A 20388-nucleotide genomic window follows, 5' to 3' on the forward strand; every position below is an offset into this window, starting at 1 on the left:
TTGTTTATCCATGTTAGCTAAACCATACATATTAACCGTGTATGGTTTGGCTTATGTTATATATTAAAAGTGCCCACCCAACAATTAGTAGCAAACCTCCTAAAGGAGTAATAGGACCTAAAAACTTCATTTTTTTACCTTTTGCATCTGATAATACTAAGCCATAAATACTAAAGGAGAAAAGTATAATTCCAACTACAAAAGCGTAATATATTGCCGAACTAGGAGCGTCAAAATAACTTCCAACAAATAATAAAACTAATGCGTGGTACATTTGATATTTTACACCTGTTTCAAATGATTTTAATTGCTCTTTATTTAAAACTTTCTTTAAAGCATGTGCTCCAAAAGCACCAAATATTACAGCGAACATACCAAATAAAGCGCCTGTAATTAATACAATTTGTTGTGTCATATTTTTTTAAGAATTAAAAAGAAAAACCAATACTTAAAGCTACTCTGTCTTCTTGTGAGTTTCCTTTAAAGTATGAAATATTAGCTGTGAACAAGTCGATTCCGCTTAACCATAAAGAACCACCATAACTGGTATGCCATTTCTTTGAATTAGGAGAATACGGAGACCATACACGACCATAATCAAATCCGCCAGTAACACCAATTTTCATAGGAATAATTCCTGTACGAATGCGTCCAAAACGCAAACGTAAATCGTTACTGTGATAAAAACTTTGTGTACCAGAAAAACGTTCTCTATTAAATCCACGTAAACTACGTTCACCACCTAAAGTAGCTGCTTGGTAAACTTCAAAACGATTTCCTACATTAATTTGAGTTCCTATTTCAGAAGCAAAAACTAATGAACGGTTGAATACTAGATTTTGATACATAGCTAAAGAACTCTTAATGTAACCAAAACGTCTGTCGAAATCTTCTAAATTGGCTTTAGCTCCAACAGCTAAATCGAAGTTCATACCTTTGGTAGGGAAACTGCTATTGTCTACTCGGTTGTGATTAAAGTTAAACTCACCACCCCAAAAATAATTAGTATCAAAAATAGCGGTAGGCTGATTATCAAAATTATTGATAAATCGATTAGGAGTGTCTTCAACTTCTATCGACTCAATAATTCCTGAAATTTTAAAAATGCTTCCACCTCGTAATCGTTTTAATAACGAAGGAGAAAAACTAATTTCTTCTTTTTTAACACGATAGTGATCTAAATCAAAAGTTTGATCGTAAACACTTTCGTTACCCCATCCAAAGAAGTTAAAAGAATAATTATCACTTGTGGCTTTAGCACGTACATGTAAGCTCCAGCTACCAATTAGTTCAGTGAATTCACCATTGTACTCTAAATCGTAACCACCAGTTGCAGAGTAGTAGTTTGCTGCTAAAGTATGTTGGTTTGCAAAAGGACGTTTTTTGAATCCTTGTTGTGTATATGTTACCGAAGCACCAAAAAAGAAACCATCGTCTGGGTTGCTTCCTAAGCTAGGGAAAACAATAGTTGTATTGTTATTGATGTCGTGTGCGTCGTAGGTGTTTTTTAAATAACTATCCGAACGTAAATCCGCAGTTTCAGAACTCGGATTTATGGTGTTTTTCTTTGATTTAAAATCGTAGATTTTAGTTTTCTTCCCCCAGCCAGCAACGGATGATTTATCGGTATACACATCGTGATTTTGACCACCTATAATTCGTAATAAAATTCCATCATGTACATCACCAGAAATTAAAAACTCATCGTCTCCATTTAAACCATAAATCTGTATTTCTTTAGTTTCTTTTGTTTTGAAAACACGGTTGTAGATTTCATTTTCTTTTCTAAAAACAACAACACTAGTTTCCTCATCATTTAAACGTTTGATGATAAATTTATCATCTTTATCTGTACCAACTACATGTACAACTTTATTTAGTTTTGTGTAGTAACGTTTGGCAATTTCTTTTAATTTATCTCTTCTAGCCTTAATTTTAGCAATGGTTTCTTTTCCATCAATATTGTAAATAGCCTTTGGTAATTGTTGAATTGATTTTTCAATTACTTCATCGGTTAAATGTTGTTGAATATATTCAGCTTGTTTATTCCAATCATCAAGTGTTAATTGATTTAAAAAGGCAGCATCAAAGAAGCGAGCATAGTTATTGTACCACTTCATGTTTTTGATATCGTTATCAAAAGTTTGCATGTTCTTTACTAAGGGCGCAAATTGCTGAAATAGAGGAATCATAACTCCATCAAACTTAGAAAACGGTTGATCTCTATCTCTAGGAATTGGACGGTAATATTTTTTACCATCTTCAGTTTTAAAAGAAGCCCAACGCCATTGGTCTTCGTGCCTATCCCAATCACCAATTACCATATCAAATAAACGCGAACGAATTACCCATTCTTGGTCGATTGAATGTTTACCGTTTTTCCTGATTTTCTCTAAGACATCAAATGTGCTAATTATATCATCTGAATTTCCAAAGTTGTCTAATTCACTACGGTCTCCAGCAGGTCGTTCTTCTAATAGGTATAACTGCCCTCCAAAGATGTCGTTATGTTTTCCTAAAGCAGGTTGTTTAGGCATGTAATATAGCTTTGGATTGGTATGGTAAATATTTACAGCGTCTGCCATATCAGGAAGTACAAAAGCAGCATATGGGTGAGACATTGTAAAAATATCTTGAACCACATCAACTAAAAACGTTCCTTTTAAAATACCTCCCATAATACGACTTCCGTCTTTTATCATTGAACGTAATACGTACTGTTTACCTTCAGGGTTTTCTAATCGTAACGAATTTGTTTGATTACCACCTCCTCGTCGAATAGGAGTTAAGCCTCCATAAACATTTTCTAATTCCAATACAGGAACTTTTACCGTTTTTCCATATTTATCTCTGTTTAAATCTCCCCACATAAATTTATGAAAACCACTAACATCAGTAGCTTCAGGAGGGTAAATTGAGGTTTCTACAAATTTCTTATGCTCTTCGTATTCAGGAAAGTTTGAATAGTTTTTTGTTTGTTTTGGTTTTACAATTTCTTTACTAAACAAGAGTTTATGTCCGTCTTTGGTATTGGCAGCGTAGTATTCAATAACAGCTGAACCGTCTTTGTAATAATTCAATCTAGCATACCCGTGATTACCGTAAGTAAATTGTGCACCATAACCAACTAAAGCTGCCGATTGTTTTGAGCCCGAACCGCTAATTACTTGTTTAAATCCGTCTTGTTCAATGTATTGTAAGTTGTGGTCATGACCAGAAACAAATACAATATTGTCTGTGAAATCATCAGATACTGCTTGTATTTGATTAATAAAATCGCTGTAGTTTTTATTAAAAATATCAGTTTGAATTCCTGCATGAGAGCGTAATGCATTTTTCAATGTACCTAAAATTGGTGCTGGTTTCATGTGGTCTTTTACTGAAAAGCTTCCACCATGAGGACCATTGCTATATAAAGGATGATGCACTGCAACTACAACATTTTTATACCTGTTTTTTTTGAACAAACTAGATAGCTCTTGAATAAAACGTTCACGAGTTTTAATATCGCAATTATCGTTCATTTTAGGCTCTTTATCCCAGTCCATAATAAACCAACGGCTATCAATAAGAATTAAAGTTAGGTCTTCATTAATCTTTACTTTATCTAGTCCGCAACCTCCTTCAGGTAAAAACGAATTTTTACCTAACGCTTTCTCTACCATTTTTTCTTGCCGCTTTAAGCCATCAACACCATTATACCAGTCGTGATTTCCAGGAATAAAAATTGTTTTTCCTTTAAAGTCTTGCAAAGCATCAATCTGTGTTTGTAAGCGATGTTCAGCTAGGGCTCTATCTTTGTGTTTCTTACTAGGTATTCCGTACGGATATATATTGTCTCCTAAAAATAGGGTAGTAGCATTTTTAGTAGCTTTAGCTAACTTTTCTTGGAAATATTTTAGAGTAGGGGTGGTCTGTCCCATTTCGGCATTACCAGCATCTCCAATTAAATAAAAGGAGTGTACCAATTCTTTATTTGTTTGAATTGTTTTTGGAGAAGTTTTATCTGCGTACTTAGCTTTATAAGATGCACAACCACTAACTATAACAGCTATAGTTAGATACATGCAAAACTTGGTTAAGTTCATGTTTTGTTTTTTGGTTATGTAAAAATAAGGCTTTTTGAGCTAAAATTATTGCTTTAGTAAATGCTGATAGTCTTCAGGAGTATCAATGTCTAGTAAGTTTTGATGGGAATTAATTTTAAGAACATTACTGTTATGTTGTAATAGGAAATTCTTAGCTCCTTTATCACCTTCTAGATTTAACAAGTCATTAAAATATTTTTTCGGAAACATAGCAGGAACTCCAACACTACCTTGGTAGTTAGAGGCAATTATTTTAGAAGGGTTCTTTTTTGAAGCTTTAATCAACGAGTTCAAGTACTCAGAAGTAACAAGAGGTTGATCTGCTAGCATTATTAAGGCATTGTCAAAGTTATGTTTTTGTAAGAAATCAATTCCTGTTACGATGCTAGTACTTAATCCGCTTTCATAATTGGGATTGTAAATGATTTTAATGGTATTTGAAGTAAGTTGTTTTTCAATAGTATCCTTATTAGCTCCTAATACACAAAATACATTTTTAACTATTGATTTTAGAGCTTGTTCAATTATCCATTCTAGTAACGTTGTGTTTTTATAAGGAAGCAATTGTTTCATTTTTCCCATTCGGGAAGCGCTTCCAGCAGCTAATATGAGAATTGCTGTTTTTTGCATCGCACTAGTTATGGATTCGTCCAGTAATCTTTTTTAGAGAAAATACTTCTTTGTTACGAATTACAGATAATATTTCTGCTAAGATTGATAACGCAATTTCTTCAGGAGTTTCAGCTCCAATGTTTAAACCAGCTGGTGTATGAATTTTTTCTAAAAAATCATCAGTAATATCGGGTGAAAATTCAAATAGTTCGTTAAATAGTTTTTCTCGTCGTTTAGCAGCGCCTAAAATACCAATGTAAACAGGGTCTTGCTCTTGTAATTTAATCAACCAACGTAAATCGTATGTAAAATTATGATTCATAATAACAACTGCAGTATTGTTATTTACATGTGAAAGCTGAATTACTTCTGGAGTTTGTGAAACCACCGATTTAGCACCAGGAAAGTCGGCTAACTCTTTTGGATCTTTTATAGAGGTAACTACATCAACTTCCCATCCTAATTGAGTTGCTTGCATACATAGTTTTACAGCATCATGTTCTCCACCAATAATAAGCAGGCGAAATAGTGGTTGTAAAGTTTGTTTAAAAGTAGTTAAATGGTCTGTTTTTTCAGAATAAAAATCTTTGTTGAAAGAAAATCTTTGTTGGTTGTTAAATTGAATTATAGAGCCGAAATTTCCGTATGCTTCATCTTCTTTTAGAAAGAAAGATGTAATGTTATACGACTCTCTTTGAATATTATTTTCTGAGAAAGCTTCAATAAAATCAGTTGAAAGATTAAAAGGTTCTAAAAGAACATATAATATTCCTTCACAACCTAAACGATAACGACCATCATAGGTTATTATCTTAGGTTTGTTATTTTCAAAAACCGATTGTGCTCTACGTTGTACCTCTTTTTCAACACAGCCTCCACTAATAGCTCCAATTATTTTTCCGTCAGAAGAAAGTAACATTCTAACTCCTGGTTTTCTATAAGAAGAGCCGTCTAAATCTACAACCGTTGCTAAAACATTCTGTAAGCCTTGTTGTTGATTTATGGTGGCTTGTCTTATAATTTCTTTAAGTTCGTGTGTCATTTTGTGTAAAAAAACTCTTTTAAAAATACACTTTTTTATCACTTTATTAAAAATTAATACTGGTTAATAATTTATTATTTTAGCAAAAACCTTTTTCATGAATAGTTTGATACAAGAAACAGAGCAGTTTGTAATTGATTTACTAAGTGAGAAATTAGATAAAAACTTTGTATATCATAATATAGCTCACACACAAAGAGTGGTTGAAAAATCACTTGAGTTAATAGAAGGGGAGGACTTTTCAGAAGAACAGCAACAAGTTTTAACTTTAGCAGCCTGGTTTCATGATGTTGGATATACAGTTAATCCTGAAAACCATGAAGAGGAGAGTACAAAAATAGCTTCTGATTTCTTAAAAAATAAAGAGGTTAAAGAAAGTGTTATTGATGAAGTGTCTAAATTAATAGCTTCAACAAAAATGGGAGCTAAGCCTGTGACTAAATTGGAGAAAGTGTTGAGAGATGCTGATTGTTCTCATGTTGGAAGTAAAAATTATACCGATTTTAACGAGTTATTACGAAAGGAGAGAGAATTAGTAAGTGAGAGAAAGATAAAAACTGTTGAATGGGATGATTCTAATCTTGATTTTTTAACAAAGCATCGTTTTTATACTAGTAAGGCTTCTAAATTATGGGAAAAACAGAAGAGTAAAAATATAGCTCAGCTTTTGAAGAGAAAACAAAAAGAAGTACAAGAAGCAGCTAAACTAAAACAGAAAAAAGAAGAATTAGCATACAAAAAAAATAAGATTGAATTACCGGAGAGAGGAATTGAAACTATGTTTCGTGTAGCGCTTCGTAATCATATAACGCTAAGTGACATTGCAGATACGAAAGCAAATATTTTACTGTCTGTAAACGCGATTATAATTTCGATGACATTGTCAACGTTAATTCCAAAGTTAGATAACCCGTCAAACCATTACTTAATAACACCTACCATAATTTTTGTGTTTTTCACAGTAATATCAATAGTGTTATCAGTTTTGGCAACGAGACCCAATGTTACCGAAGGGAAGTTTACCAAAGAAGATGTGGCAAATAAAAAAGTAAATTTATTATTCTTCGGAAATTTTCATCAAATGCAGTTGCCTGATTTTGATTGGGCAATGAGTGAAATGATGAAAGACCGCGATTATTTGTATGGTTCTCTTACCAAAGATTTATATTTCTTAGGGTTAGTTTTAAATAGAAAATATAAGTTACTAAGAATTACGTATACCGTTTTTATGATTGGTATTTTAGTAAGTGTGGTAGCTTTTGCAATTGCATTTTATATGCAAGAACAAGCATCAAAAGTAGCAGAAGTAGTTTCTGTGTTATTATAAAAACTATTTAAATTCTTGGATAAGCTCGTCAATAGTCATTGTTTTTTCAGTATCAAAGTTTTTGTTGTAGATAACCTCTGCACGTAATGCTTTTAATCCTGAAACGCCTTGTAAATCTTCAATATCTAACTTCTCTACATTACCCAATAGGTTTTTAGATTGTAAGTATTTGATGTATTTATAATACTCCTCAGCATCTTTTTCTTGAGAGTATACAATTGCTATTTTACCAGGAACTGTTAGTCGTTCTTCGGTTCCCTTAATATGAGCTTTATCAATACGTTTTTTAATTATTTCGTAACGAATATTGTATGCACCATCAACATCAAACTGTTTTTCATCCATTCTAAATTTTATTGCTAATGGATTACTATGTACTAAAATTAACGAAGCTACTCTAAGTTTATGCTCCATCTTTTCAGCTGCTTTTAAGGCTACATTCTCCATTTCACACATTACTTGTAACTGCCATAACCTAAGGTTGTATAAGTATAAGTCGTCATATTTTTTCTCTTTTGTTAATGACTGTCCTATGTACATGTTATACTCAACACCATCTGTTTTATAACGTTCAAAATAATGAGGAAACATTTGTTGTGCTTCTTTTTGTCTAGTATCAATAAAAGAAGCCAATTTATCATTTAGCAAAGTAACACTATCTTCATAAGCTTTACGTTTTTCGTATACTACTTGTAAGTTAGGATCTAAACGACTAATATATGATTCGACTAAGGAACTTAAGTCTTTATTAACCGTTTTTATATGATTAAAAACAGGATAGATTTCACGTTTTAAAAAGTCTAAAATAGCTATTTCATCGCCAGCTTTTAATCCTTTTTTTACTTCTGACAAATATTCTTCAACTCTAAATCGTAATTCTTTATAAATAGGAAGGCTTTCAACTTTACAGGCTTCCAATAATACGGAAATAGCTAAAGAAAGTTGAGTGGTTAAATCTTCTTTAATAGCTTTATTTCGGGCAATAGATGACCCTTTAATATCTGATTGACCATACAAAGGGTGTACGTCAGGAAAAACAATATCTTCAATTTTAACCTTTTCTTTAGTTTCATATGATTCTATATGAAATCTTTCAGCAGCCTCATAAAAACGCCATTTTACTGTTGGGTGAATAGAAGTGTAGTTTTCTTGAATTGTGGCTTCTAATATATTTTGATGTTCTTCAGAAAAACGATCAACAGCAATTTTAAATAACGGAATTAAATCTTGTAATTTATTTTGGTTGATTGAGTTTAATTCAAAAGGTCTTGGTGAAGCAAACTCAATAATAGCGAGACTGTTTTTAGTGGATGCTTGTATTGGAACTAAAATAATACTACCTATGTTTTTGTCTTTTAAACGTTGGTAAAAATTTTTGTTCTCAGTTTGTTTACCATACTTTTCTACATCAGAAATAGCAAGAGTTTCGTTATTTATAAAAAGCTTTTCTAAAACATAATTACAAAAAATACAATCACAAGAAACATCTTTTTCATAGTTTAAAACAAGGCTTTCTTCTTTGTTTATGTGAGATGAGTTAAAGTTGTTTGAATCTGTTTCGAAAATAGAAAATCCTAATGATAAGTCATTTATTTCAAAGAATCTGCGAAAAATTTCTTGTAATGTAGTAACTAAGTCATCATCCTTTTTTATAAGACTGGTTCTTATTTCTGAAATAATTTCATCGGTTGTAACATCAAATAAATTCATTATCCCAAACCCTTTAAAAATATATGAGTCAGGAGGGAATTTTTCTTTCCAAACATCAATGTCATCAAAATTATCGAGTAAAAACTTAATGTCTTCTTCTGTTATTTTTGGAGCGTTTTCGGTTGGTGAAATCTCCATGAAGTCAGCATTAAAAGCAGCACGATAATTCTTTATAGTGTTGGTTGTTTTATCAGGAATATCAAAATAGAAAGGACGTTTTACGTTGATAGAGTAGTTGTATACCTCAGTTAATATAATACTACAAGCGTATTTATACATTAAATCACTTTCAAAATTACGAACTTTTAATTCGTAGTCATCTCCAGCATTTTGTAAAATCTTTTCAAATCGACTAGTAAATTTAAAAGATGTAAAAGTAAACGGAATACTAACCGCTTTAATTTCATTCTCTAATAATAATTCTGGGAATAATGGTTCAAGTAACATCTCAATAGTGTCTTGATACTTTTCTAATGTAGATTCATCAGAAAAACCATTAATTAATTCAGGAGCTTTGTTTGCTTCTCGAACTATCTTTTTAGATGATTCATGATATGGATGCTTTTCTTGTTCTTTAGCAGCATATTTTTGAAACAAAGCAACTATCTTCTCAAAACTTATTTTAAGTTTAAAAGGAAGCTCAATATTTTGAATGTCTTTTGTTCGTCTTATGTTCATAGAATGAAAAAAAATGAATCTATACAAATTTACAAAATTGTAAGCAAGTAGTCGTTTTTATTACCATTCCCTTTCAAAAAGCGGTAGTTTTTATAATCACTGTTTTTTAATTTTTAACAATCGTTCCCATAAAAATTTGGCTTAAAATGAAAACGATTGAGTGTGTTACTAATTGTTACGGTTGTTTGCGTGTTTAGTTAAACCTAAAAACGAGCGGAAGAGCATTTTTCGTTTAAAATATCTTCTGAGCTAGGATTGTAAGCATTGTTATAAATAAAATTATTTTCATCAAACTCTTTATGAGTTATTTCTGTAAGTAATTTTTTCAATCCACAGAAATTATCAAGTTTACTATTGTTAGAAATATTAATAACTCCACGTTCAAAAGTATAATTAGATATAGCTTCTAAGGTTGTAATCTCAGGATTATTTTGAATAAAAAGTTTTTTTCCTGTTAAGCTATTATCATAAACTATATTTTGAATACCATTAAGAGAAGTTAAATTAGTATTGCCCTTTATTTCTATTAAATAGCTTACAGATTTTAAGTTTAATAAATCAGAAATGTTATTTAATGAAGTATTGTTTATAATTTTAATAGCACCAGTACTTGCTAATTTAGAAAGACCTTTTAAATCATAAAGTTGATTGTTATTCTCGATAGTAATATATAGTTCACAAGATGTTAGGTTTTGTAAGCCTTCTATAGTTTTTAAGGAAGCATTATTTTTAATTACAATAGTGTTTACGTCCGCTATTTGTTCTAATCCATTTAAGTTTTCTAGGGCACTATTACCTGTGATGTTTATTTTGTGTACAGAGCTTAGGTTTTGTAGGGTGTTTAAGTTAGTAATTAAAGGGTTTAAACCAATCGATAACTCTTGTTGAATAGTTGTTAGGTTTTGAAGTCCGTTTAATTTTTGTAATAAACTATTACCTAGAATACGAAGAGAGCCTAAGTTAGTAATATTTGATAAAGCATTAATATTTGTTAGTTCATCATTGTTTATTATGACCAATCTTGTGTCGACAGAAGTTAACATTATGTTTTCCAGGCCATTCAAGTTTTTAAGTATTGTATTTACAATAAATAAATCTCCATTAATTTGATTAAGGTCGGTAAAACTAATAAGATTTGTTATGCTAGAAGTTTCTCCATTAATAATTAAATTTCCATTTATAATATTATATCCTTTTGAGGTAAAGTTGTCAATATCTTCTTTACTTTTTAGTTCTATATTACCTTCAAATTGTTTTTTATCAGTAAAAATTTTGTATTCAGAAGAAGCAATTGTTTTGTTATTTATGTCTTTGGCAATTACTTTACCTTGGTATTCAGTTAAACCTTTAAGTTCTTCAAACTCGAAAGAGTTCTCGTTAATATTTTCAGCGATTAGCTTATCATCTAAATACAGGTTGTAATAGATATTGTTGTTTAGTGAATTATCAATATTAGTCCACTCTATTTTACTGTTCAACGGATTCGTTGAACTAATTTTAATAGTTAATTGAGTAGAAGGAGGTAGTTGGTTATCTTCTGATGTTGAGCAAGATATAAAGAATAGGACAACAGCTATTAATTTGTATAAATTGTATTTGGGCATTGTATAGCTAATTTTTTAATTGAGATAAGTAATTTTTGCGATAAATTAACAAAAAAAGCGAGCGATATAAGTGAGGTAAAAAGTTAAATAATATGTTAAATCTAATGCCTAGACATAGGCGAAAAAATAAAAACTCTTACCATTTTTTGATAAGAGTCTTATATAACTTTTTTGAGAGCAGGTTTAAAAATGAAAATCGTAATTTTTTATTTTCCCTTTTTTACCTAAACTATTAAACTTCCAACTAAAGCCTAGCATAAAATACTGTTGTAATACGGTGCTCTCAGAATCCTCTATATAATTTGAAGTAGCTCTTCGTTGAGCATTGGTGTTTTGACTCAATAAATCATAAGCTTTTAAGCTAATAGTACCTTGATCTTTTAAGACCGAATAGGCAAGCGTAGCATTCCAAAACCAAGCAGATTTATTAAATCCAATTACGTTAGGGTTGTATGTGTAACGAATATCATTTCTCCATTCTAACCTTTTGGGAACAGTAGTTTTTGTTCTTATGTTGACAGAGTGTCTAACAAAGTTCCGATTTTGGTTCGTGTTGATGTCATATTTTGTGTTTGAAAAAGAAATATCATAACGAGACTCTATCATAACTTTTTTATTCCAGTCTAATGTAGCTCTTAGGTGTGGTCGCAAAGATGTTGTTTTAGCTCCTTCTTTAATATCATTCAAAATATTGAAGTTTTTATTAGTACTTATGTTTGTACCAGCTCTAAGATTAATACTAGTAATAGAATCGAGTTTTATTTTTTTACTATAGCTACCACCTCCCCAAAAATCATAACCTCCATCTGTGTTTTCGTAGGTAGTATTTCTTACTAAATCATCATCAAAAGAAGTATTAGTTATTACTTGGTTTTTATAAAGAGTACCGCTTACATAAAACCAAAAACCAGTTCGGGCTTGCCAGTTAAATTTATTAAAATTAATATAGGCTCTATGGTTTTGAGTAGGCTTTAGGTTCGGGTTCCCTTCAATAATATTAGAAGGGTTGGTGACGTCAGTAAAAGGTTGTATTTGGTTAATATTAGGAGCATTATTGTTTAAACGATAATCAAAATAAATAGAAGCTTTAGAGTCAAATCGATACCTGAAACTAGCATCTAAATCTAAATTATTAAATTCTTTTTGTAAACTTAATTCAGGACGTAATTTATCATTGTTTTCTAAAATTCTGTTAACCAGTCCAGTACCAAAATTTAAACGCCATTTTTTAGTTCTGTATACCAACTCTAATGATGGTGTTTTAGTAATATCATTGTATGTAAAGTCAGAACTCAAACCAGTATTAAAATCACTGTACTGTTGTGTTGTAGAGTTGAAATCAAAGGTGTTTTCCTTATTTTCTCGTTCATCACGTTGATAACTATACTTAGTATCTAAAAAGAATTTTTTAGCAATCAGAGGAAAACGATAGGTTAAGCTTGTGGTAAGTCCTATTAAGTTGTTTTCAATAGTACTTTTTTGGTCTCTATTTTCGACATCAGGATCGCTACCAAAAGTTTCAATAGTAGACTTGTTAATTTCTTCTGTATCTGCTTTGTCAATACGATTAGTTATTGAGGCTTTAATAAACGAACCTTTTGCTCCTAATTTTTTAGTAATATCTAATCTGTTTTGAAAATTGTTAGCTTCTGATTTAGAGTAAGCAGAGCTCACATAGCTATTGGTAAGTGTATTATCTTCATCTAAAGATTCTTCTTGTCTACGACTACTTCCTTCTCTTTTATTAAATACAAAACTAGGCTTAATGTTGATTAAGAATGTAGAATCTATTTCAATATCAAAATCAGTGTCAAAACTATGATTGTGATTTTCATCATCAGAAGTAGTTGTGGAGTTAGAAAAATACTTCTTGTCTGGAAGCGTATATTCTCTATTGCTTTTTGATTCATTGTTTGAATTACTTCCAGAGTAAAAGTAGTTGGCATTTACATCTAAACCTTTACCAAATTCGTCAGCATAGGTTGCACCAGCGGTTTTTGACTTTATAATACCGCTACCACCACCAAAACGCCTTCCGTTAACGCTAAAGCCACCGTCTCCGCCAAACCAAATATTACTGCCTCCAAACATTTTTTGAATTTCTCCAAAGCTAAATCCTGGCGAGTTGATATTGTTTGTGCTGGCTAATACGCTAAATCGTTGATTGTTATCAAAACGGTTAACCATCGCTGCTCCTTCAAAACGTTTATCGGTTCCAGCACCACCAGACACTCTACCAAACCAACCTTTATTGTTTTCTTTTTTAATGGTAAGGTTAATGGTTTTGTTATTTGGGTCTCCTTTTTCACCGGTAAAAGCTTCTGATTTAGATTTAGTATCGGTTATTTGAACTTTTTCAATAATGTCTTTTGTTAAGTTTTTAGTAGTAATGCTTGGGTCGTTTCCAAAGAAAGGCTTTCCGTTAACCAAAATTTTATTGACTTCTTTTCCGTTTACAGTAATTTTTCCATCTTCATCTACTTCAACACCTGGAAGCTTCTTTAAAAGATCTTCAACATTAGCATCTTTTTTAGTTTTAAAAGATTTTACATTAAACTCTAAAGTATCTTTTTTTACTGTAATTGGTGCTCTTGATTGTATAACTACCTCGCTAAGTAAGTTACTTTCTTCCTTTAAAAAAATTGTGCCTAAATTAAGGTTAGAGGTTTTGTCTAGTTCTATTGATTTTGAATAACTGTCCATACCAACATAAGAAATAAACAGTTTTACATCTTTGCTAAAAGATTTTCCTTCTAAAGAAAACTTTCCTTTGTCGTTTGAAATGGTATAGGTAACGATAGAGCTATCTCTAGCTTTCTCTACATGAACTGTAGCAGCCTCTATAGCGGTTTTGTCTTTTTCAGAGTTAATTGTACCAGTAATTTTAAACGGGTAGGATTGAGAAAAAATAGAACTTGTAAGTAATAGGGTGAAAATAAAAAGTAGTTTTTTCATTGTTTATAGCAATATGATTTTCAAAGAGCTACAAATAAAAAGAAAAAACTACTTTCTGATAGTTAAATATTGTTAAAAATTATTTCTGTCTGAAATAAATACTAATAGGCACTCCATTAAAGTTATAATGTTCGCGTAATTGATTTTCAATATAACGTTTGTAAGGGTCTCTAATATATTGAGGTAAATTAGCAAAGAAAGCAAACTGAGGTGTATGTGTTGGCAACTGCATACAGTACTTTATTTTTATAAATTTACCTTTTGTTGCTGGAGGCGGATTATGTTCCATAATCTCCAACATCGTTTCATTTAACTTACTTGTTTGAATACGACGTTTTCTGTTTTCAAAAACTTCAACAGCAGTTTCAATAGCCTTAAAAATACGTTGTTTTGTTAATGCTGAAATAAATACGATAGGAACATCTGTAAAAGGAGCAATAGCTTGACGAACTTTAGCCTCAAAATCACGCATAGTATTGGTTTCTTTTTCAACCAAATCCCATTTATTTACTAAAATGACAATTCCTTTTCGGTTTTTTTCGGCCAACCAAAATATTTTTTCGTCTTGTCCTTCAAAACCACGAGTAGCATCAATAACTAATACAGCAACATCACAATGCTCAACTGCACGCACAGCACGCATTACTGAGTAAAACTCTAAATCTTCTTTTACTTTAGATTTTTTTCTAATTCCAGCTGTGTCGACTAAATTAAATTCGAATCCAAAACGATTATACTTTGTATCGATAGAATCTCTTGTAGTTCCTGCAATATTGGTTACAATATTTCTGTCTTCACCAATTAAAGCATTAATAAATGATGATTTTCCTGCGTTTGGACGTCCAACTACAGCAAAACGAGGTAATTCGTCTTGTTTTTCTTCGTCTTCTTCAGGTTCAGGAATTTCTTCCGCAATAGCGTCTAATAATTCTCCGGTTCCACTTCCATTAATAGAAGAAATAGTATAGTAGTCTCCTAGCCCAAGGTTGTAAAATTCAACAGCATCAGCATCACGCATTGCATTGTCAACTTTATTTACAGCCATAAATAGAGGTTTCTCAACTTGACGTAAAATTTTAGCAACTTCAGCATCCATAGGTGTAATACCTTGTTCAACATCAACTACAAAAACAATAATATCAGCTTCATCAATAGCTAACTGAACTTGTTTACGTATTTCTCCTTCAAAAATATCATCAGAACCAACAATGTAACCACCAGTATCAATTACAGAAAACTCTTTTCCATTCCATTCAGATTTTCCGTAATGACGATCTCTTGTAACTCCGCTAACAGAATCAACAATAGCTTCACGACGTTTTACTAGTCGGTTAAATAAAGTGGATTTACCTACATTTGGTCTTCCTACAATCGCAATAATACTCATTTTGCAAAAAATTTGTGCAAAGATACAATTTAGTATATGATTTGTAATGATTTTTAGATAGTATATAGTTTTTGCTATATTGTTGGCACCTAATCTTTTATTTAATGGATGATAAATTATATAATCAGATTTTTTTAAAACCTCGTTTTCAATTAGAATATGAGATAAGTTCTCAGGTTTTATTAGAAGAAATAAAGAAGCATTTAAACGATGTTTCTAAGTATAAAATGAAGGTTGTAGATAATCATGTAGTAATTGATGTGCCAGAAAAAGAATCACATTTATGGTCTCCACAGTTACATATTGAAATAGAAGAGATTTCAGAAACTTCATCAAACATAAAAGGACTGTTTGGTCCTAAACCTCAAGTTTGGACTTTTTTTATGTTTTTGCACTTTTTGGTAGGGACAGCTTTTGTAATTTTTGCGATTATAGCATATAGTAATTGGTCGTTAAAAAAAATCACCATGTTGCCTATAGTAATGTTGGTTGTTTTACCCATTGTTTGGGTAGCACTGTACTTAGTTGGTAGCTTAGGGAAATCAACAGGAAAAAAACAAATGGATGAATTGAAAGAATATACTAAACAATTGTTACGAACAATTAAAAAGAGTTAATCTTTATATCCAAATCGTTTTAATTGACGTTCATTAGAACGCCAGTTTTTATTAATTTTTACATGTAAATCTAAGAAAACCTTTTTATCAAAAAAATGTTGAAGGTCTTTGCGGGCTTCTGTTCCAACACGTTTGATAGCACTTCCTTTATGTCCGATGATAATTCCTTTTTGTGTTTCACGCTCTACCATAATAACAGAACGGATCTTTATAATATTATCTTCTTCAACAAAACTTTCGGTTTCAACTTCCACCGAATAAGGAATCTCTTTTTTATAGTGTTGAAGAATTTTTTCACGAATTTTTTCATTCACAAAAAAGCGTTCAGGTTTATCGGTTAACTGATCTTTTGGGTAAAAAGGAGGGGAGTCTGGTAAAAGCTCAATAATTTTATAAAAAACGGTATCTACATTAAAGTTTTCAAGAGCAGAAATTACATATACAAATGAGTTTGGAACTTTCTTTTTCCAATATTCAATTTTAGCTTCAACTTCTTCTTGAGTCGATTTGTCAACTTTGTTTAGTAGTAAAATAACAGGAATTTTACTGTGGATGATTTTATTGAAAAAAGCTTCATTTTTTAAGGCGGTTTCACCAACCTCTACCATGTAAATAAGTACATCGGCATCTTCAAAAGCAGATTTTACAAAATCCATCATAGATTCTTGTAGCTGATAAGCAGGTTTTATAATTCCTGGAGTATCAGAAAAAATAATTTGATAATCATCTCCATTTACAATACCTAAAATACGATGTCTAGTAGTTTGCGCTTTTGAAGTAATAATAGATAGCTTTTCACCTACTAAGGCATTCATTAAGGTAGATTTACCAACGTTTGGGTTTCCAATAATATTTACAAATCCTGCTTTATGTGTCATAGTGCAAAGATAGGTTGTTTTATGCAAGAAGTGTTTATTTTTTAGCTGCTTGTTATTTAGGTGGATATATTCATGTAAAAATAAAAGCTTTTTTATTTGGGTAGAACAAGAAAAAGAATGTATATTTGCAACCGCAAATCGCGGGATAGAGCAGTAGGTAGCTCGTCGGGCTCATAACCCGAAGGTCACTGGTTCGAGTCCAGTTCCCGCTACTAAGTAAAGGCTTTCGATTTCTCGAAAGCCTTTTTTTATTTATAGTCTCAGAAAATCTAAAACCACCTTACTTCTTGTTAAAATACATGTTACTGAATTGTATTAACATAAGTATTAATTTTTCTTCTGTTATTTTAACATAATCTAGTTATATATCCTTTATAATATTTCATTAGGGAGTGTTTTTTAGGGTATTGTTGTTTTTTCTATTTAGTTTGTTGAAGTGTATATCAGTTCTTTAGAATCAAAGTAAGGATTATTAGCTTTTTATTTGGATAGAACAAAGAAAAATACGTATCTTTGCAATCGCAAATCGCGGGATAGAGCAGTAGGTAGCTCGTCGGGCTCATAACCCGAAGGTCACTGGTTCGAGTCCAGTTCCCGCTACTAAGCAAAGGCTTTCGAGAAATCGAAAGCCTTTTTTCGTTTTTGTATTTAGTTGTTAATGTTAAACTTTTTTTAATCTTTTGTGTTTTAGCAAATAAAGGCATTACATTTACAGGTTTAAGATAACGCAACTAAATAAAAACAATGAGAAAATTACTTTTAACTCTGTTGCTGGTTGTTTGCACTTCTGCATTTGCTCAAGTACACGATCCAGTAAAGTGGACTACTTCTGTAAAAAAGATATCCGATAAAGAAGCAGAGCTAGTAGCTACCGCAACAATTCAAAAAGATTGGCATTTGTATTCGCAAGAAATTCCAAAAGGAGGACCAATTCCGACTCTATTTACTTTTGAAGGAGATACCAAATACTTGAAAAAAGGAAATACCAAAGAAGAAGCAGGACATGTAGTAAATGATCCAGTTTTTGAAATGAAAATAAAGTATTTCGACACTAAAGCTACTTTTACTCAGAGAATACGCTTAAAAACGACAGAGAAGTTTATTGTTAAAGGAGCAGTAGAATATATGGTATGTACAGGAATGAATTGCCTGCCGCCAAAAGAAGTAGAATTGACTTTTAATGTAAATTAATCCTTTTTCCCCTGATATGATGAAAAGAATACTAGCATTTTTGCTTTGTTTTACCATTGGGTTTTCGGCCATGAGCCAAATTCATAATCCAATAGAGTGGAAAACAAGTGTAGAGAAAGTTTCTGAAACAAATTATAACCTAGTTAGTACAGCAACAATTCAAGGAAGTTGGCACTTGTACGCACAACAAGTTCCTAGTGGAGGACCTATTCCAACAACTTTTACGTATGATGATGACGGAGGAAAAATTAAAATTGTAGGAAATACTACAGAGCCTGAAGGAGAAATTAAGTTTACAACACTTTTTGGTGAAGAAGGAATGAATATTAAATCCTTTGCACACAAAGCCGTTTTTAAACAAGAAATAGAGGTAGTAGATACTAGTGTAAAAGAAATAAATGCTTTTGTGGAGTTTATCGCTTGTACTGATGAGATGTGTTTACCTCCAAAAGAAGTAGACTTGAAATTTGATTTAACAACGGCTACTAAAGCTTCTACAGGTACAACAAAAGAAACAAAAACAACAGATAAAGTAGCTTCAAAAGAAATTAAAAAAGAAGAAAAGAAAGGTTTATGGGCTATTTTCTTTATTGCTTTTTTATCAGGCTTTGCCGCATTATTAACTCCATGTGTATTTCCAATGATACCGATGACAGTAAGCTTTTTTACTAAACAAAGTAAAAGTAAATCGGCAGGGATAAGAAATGCTATTATTTATGGATTATGCATTGTCGTAATCTATGTATTGTTAGGTTCTGGAGTTACCTTTATTTTTGGAGCAAGTGCTTTAAATGCACTGTCAACTAACATTTGGTTTAACATAATTTTCTTTTTAATCTTGGTGATCTTTGCTGTGTCTTTCTTAGGTGCTTTTGAAATCACCTTACCAAGTTCTTGGGCGACTAAAGTAGATTCGCAAGCCGATAGAGGAGGATTAATCGGAATCTTTTTTATGGCATTAGCCTTAGCAATTGTCTCTTTCTCTTGTACTGGGCCAATTGTAGGAACTTTGTTAGTAGAAGCTGCCTCAAAAGGAGGTGTAGCTCCAATTATAGGAATGTTAGGGTTCTCTTCAGCTATTGCACTACCATTTGCATTGTTTGCAGCTTTTCCAGGATGGTTAAATTCATTACCAAAATCCGGAGGATGGTTAAATACTGTAAAAGTAGTTTTAGGTTTCTTAGAATTAGCTTTAGCATTTAAATTTTTATCAAATGCAGATTTAGTATTGCAATTACATTTATTAGAAAGAGAAGTGTTTATTGCAATTTGGATTGCTATTTTTGGAGCCTTGGCTTTTTATTTATTCGGAAAAATACAATTACCACATGATAGCCCAATCAATCATATTTCGGTTGGAAGATTAAGCTTAGGGCTAGTAGTATTGTCATTTACTATATATATGGTTCCAGGACTATGGGGAGCGCCGTTAAACTTAATTAGTGCTTTTCCACCGCCACAACATTACAGTGAATCACCTTACGGAGTTGGTTTTACTAAACAAGCAGTTGTAAGTTCAGCAGGTAAAGAGAACGGACATGAGAGTTTACCTGAAGGAGCACACTTAATGCCTCCGCATGATATCACGTCGTTTCATGATTATGATAAAGGATTAGCCTATGCTAAAAAAGTAGGAAAGCCAGTAATGCTAGATTTTACAGGACATGCTTGTGTGAATTGTAGGAAAATGGAACAAAACGTTTGGGTAAAACCAAAAGTTTTAGACGTATTAAAGAACAAAGTAGTGTTAATTTCCTTGTATGTAGATGACAAAAGACCATTAGAAGAAGATGAGGTTGTTGAATCTAAGTTAAACCCAGGAAAGAAATTAAAATACATTGGTCAAAAATGGAGTGAAATGCAAACCATTAAATATAAAGCAAACTCACAACCATTTTATGTATTAATGAATCACGATGAATCAAATATAATTGATCCGATAGCCTACACACCAGATGTAGATGAGTACTACAATTGGCTTGAAAATGGAATTACCAATTTTAAAAAGTAATTAAAAATTATATTATAAACAAAAAGCACTTTAGAAAAATCTAAGGTGCTTTTTTGTTAAGTTAAGTTTTGGTAGAATCGTACAAAATAATGTAAGAGGTTCTTTTACAGTAGCTGTTTTGAAATTATCCATAAAATTCGTATCTTTGTACGATATGGTAGATACTACACACGAGAAAAAAAATCAACGAGTTTTTACATTCAACTACCTTGTGTTCCGCAACCAATCGGACAAATTTATCCCACCAGGGTTCTAAATTAAGTTTATAATAGCTTCTCCTTTTGAGAG

13 protein-coding genes and 2 tRNA genes are annotated in these 20388 nt (G+C 31.6%); 6 read left to right on the plus strand and 9 right to left on the minus strand.

Annotation, left to right across the window (positions count from 1 at the left end; genetic code table 11):
- Nucleotides 1–31: 31 nt before the first annotated feature.
- The 4 genes from ACTPNM_RS04200 to ACTPNM_RS04215 all read right to left on the minus strand — a co-directional run bounded on the left by ACTPNM_RS04200 (nucleotide 32) and on the right by ACTPNM_RS04215 (nucleotide 5742).
- The gene (locus tag ACTPNM_RS04200) at nucleotides 32–415 is read right to left on the minus strand and encodes a DUF423 domain-containing protein (RefSeq protein WP_440120748.1); all 384 of its coding nucleotides are present in this window, start codon (nucleotides 413–415) and stop codon (nucleotides 32–34) included.
- A gap of 13 nt (nucleotides 416–428) precedes the next feature.
- Nucleotides 429–4067: a ShlB/FhaC/HecB family hemolysin secretion/activation protein gene (locus ACTPNM_RS04205; RefSeq protein ID WP_440120749.1), complete on the minus strand. Its 3639-nt coding sequence runs from the start codon at nucleotides 4065–4067 to the stop codon at nucleotides 429–431.
- A gap of 66 nt (nucleotides 4068–4133) precedes the next feature.
- Complete coding sequence (locus ACTPNM_RS04210) at nucleotides 4134–4718, minus strand: nucleotidyltransferase family protein (RefSeq protein WP_440120750.1); 585 nt, start codon at nucleotides 4716–4718, stop codon at nucleotides 4134–4136.
- A gap of 4 nt (nucleotides 4719–4722) precedes the next feature.
- The gene (locus tag ACTPNM_RS04215; protein ID WP_440120751.1) at nucleotides 4723–5742 is read right to left on the minus strand and encodes an XdhC family protein; all 1020 of its coding nucleotides are present in this window, start codon (nucleotides 5740–5742) and stop codon (nucleotides 4723–4725) included.
- Between the two features lie 97 nt (nucleotides 5743–5839).
- Between ACTPNM_RS04215 and ACTPNM_RS04220 the strand changes: the two genes are divergently transcribed.
- Complete coding sequence (locus ACTPNM_RS04220) at nucleotides 5840–7069, plus strand: Pycsar system effector family protein (protein WP_440120752.1); 1230 nt, start codon at nucleotides 5840–5842, stop codon at nucleotides 7067–7069.
- Between the two features lie 3 nt (nucleotides 7070–7072).
- Here ACTPNM_RS04220 and ACTPNM_RS04225 read toward each other — a convergent pair whose 3' ends face one another.
- The 4 genes from ACTPNM_RS04225 to der form a co-directional block, all read right to left on the minus strand.
- Nucleotides 7073–9457, minus strand: a complete 2385-nt coding sequence (locus tag ACTPNM_RS04225) for a GAF domain-containing protein (RefSeq protein WP_440120753.1) — start codon at nucleotides 9455–9457, stop codon at nucleotides 7073–7075.
- 203 nt (nucleotides 9458–9660) lie between these two features.
- Nucleotides 9661–11061 (minus strand): hypothetical protein, encoded by a 1401-nt coding sequence (locus ACTPNM_RS04230; RefSeq protein WP_440120754.1) that lies wholly within the window; start codon nucleotides 11059–11061, stop codon nucleotides 9661–9663.
- Nucleotides 11062–11244: 183 nt separating this feature from the next.
- Entirely contained in the window at nucleotides 11245–14016 is a 2772-nt protein-coding gene (locus ACTPNM_RS04235) for an outer membrane beta-barrel protein (protein ID WP_440120755.1), read from the minus strand.
- 79 nt (nucleotides 14017–14095) lie between these two features.
- Entirely contained in the window at nucleotides 14096–15403 is a 1308-nt protein-coding gene (gene der / locus ACTPNM_RS04240; RefSeq protein WP_073181950.1) for a ribosome biogenesis GTPase Der, read from the minus strand.
- A gap of 104 nt (nucleotides 15404–15507) precedes the next feature.
- Here der and ACTPNM_RS04245 point away from each other — a divergent pair, with 104 nt between their 5' ends.
- Complete coding sequence (locus ACTPNM_RS04245; RefSeq protein ID WP_440120756.1) at nucleotides 15508–16020, plus strand: GTP-binding protein; 513 nt, start codon at nucleotides 15508–15510, stop codon at nucleotides 16018–16020.
- On the opposite strand, the gene era is transcribed toward ACTPNM_RS04245, so the two are convergent.
- Nucleotides 16017–16925 carry a GTPase Era gene (gene era, locus ACTPNM_RS04250; protein ID WP_274640744.1) on the minus strand — a complete coding sequence of 303 codons (909 nt, stop codon included), beginning with the start codon at nucleotides 16923–16925 and terminating at the stop codon, nucleotides 16017–16019. The two genes, ACTPNM_RS04245 and era, sit on opposite strands and share 4 nt — an antisense overlap.
- A gap of 112 nt (nucleotides 16926–17037) precedes the next feature.
- Between era and ACTPNM_RS04255 the strand changes: the two genes are divergently transcribed.
- The 4 genes from ACTPNM_RS04255 to ACTPNM_RS04270 all read left to right on the plus strand — a co-directional run bounded on the left by ACTPNM_RS04255 (nucleotide 17038) and on the right by ACTPNM_RS04270 (nucleotide 20100).
- Nucleotides 17038–17110, plus strand: a tRNA-Met gene (locus tag ACTPNM_RS04255).
- 315 nt (nucleotides 17111–17425) lie between these two features.
- Nucleotides 17426–17498 (plus strand) — tRNA-Met (locus ACTPNM_RS04260).
- 144 nt (nucleotides 17499–17642) lie between these two features.
- On the plus strand, nucleotides 17643–18089 hold the full coding sequence (locus ACTPNM_RS04265; protein WP_274639075.1) for a protein-disulfide reductase DsbD domain-containing protein: 447 nt from the start codon (nucleotides 17643–17645) through the stop codon (nucleotides 18087–18089).
- A gap of 19 nt (nucleotides 18090–18108) precedes the next feature.
- Complete coding sequence (locus ACTPNM_RS04270; protein ID WP_440122819.1) at nucleotides 18109–20100, plus strand: protein-disulfide reductase DsbD family protein; 1992 nt, start codon at nucleotides 18109–18111, stop codon at nucleotides 20098–20100.
- Nucleotides 20101–20388: the final 288 nt, after the last annotated feature.

Origin of the sequence: Tenacibaculum sp. Ill, from assembly GCF_051938915.1 — a bacterium.
Lineage (GTDB): Bacteria > Bacteroidota > Bacteroidia > Flavobacteriales > Flavobacteriaceae > Polaribacter > Polaribacter larymnensis.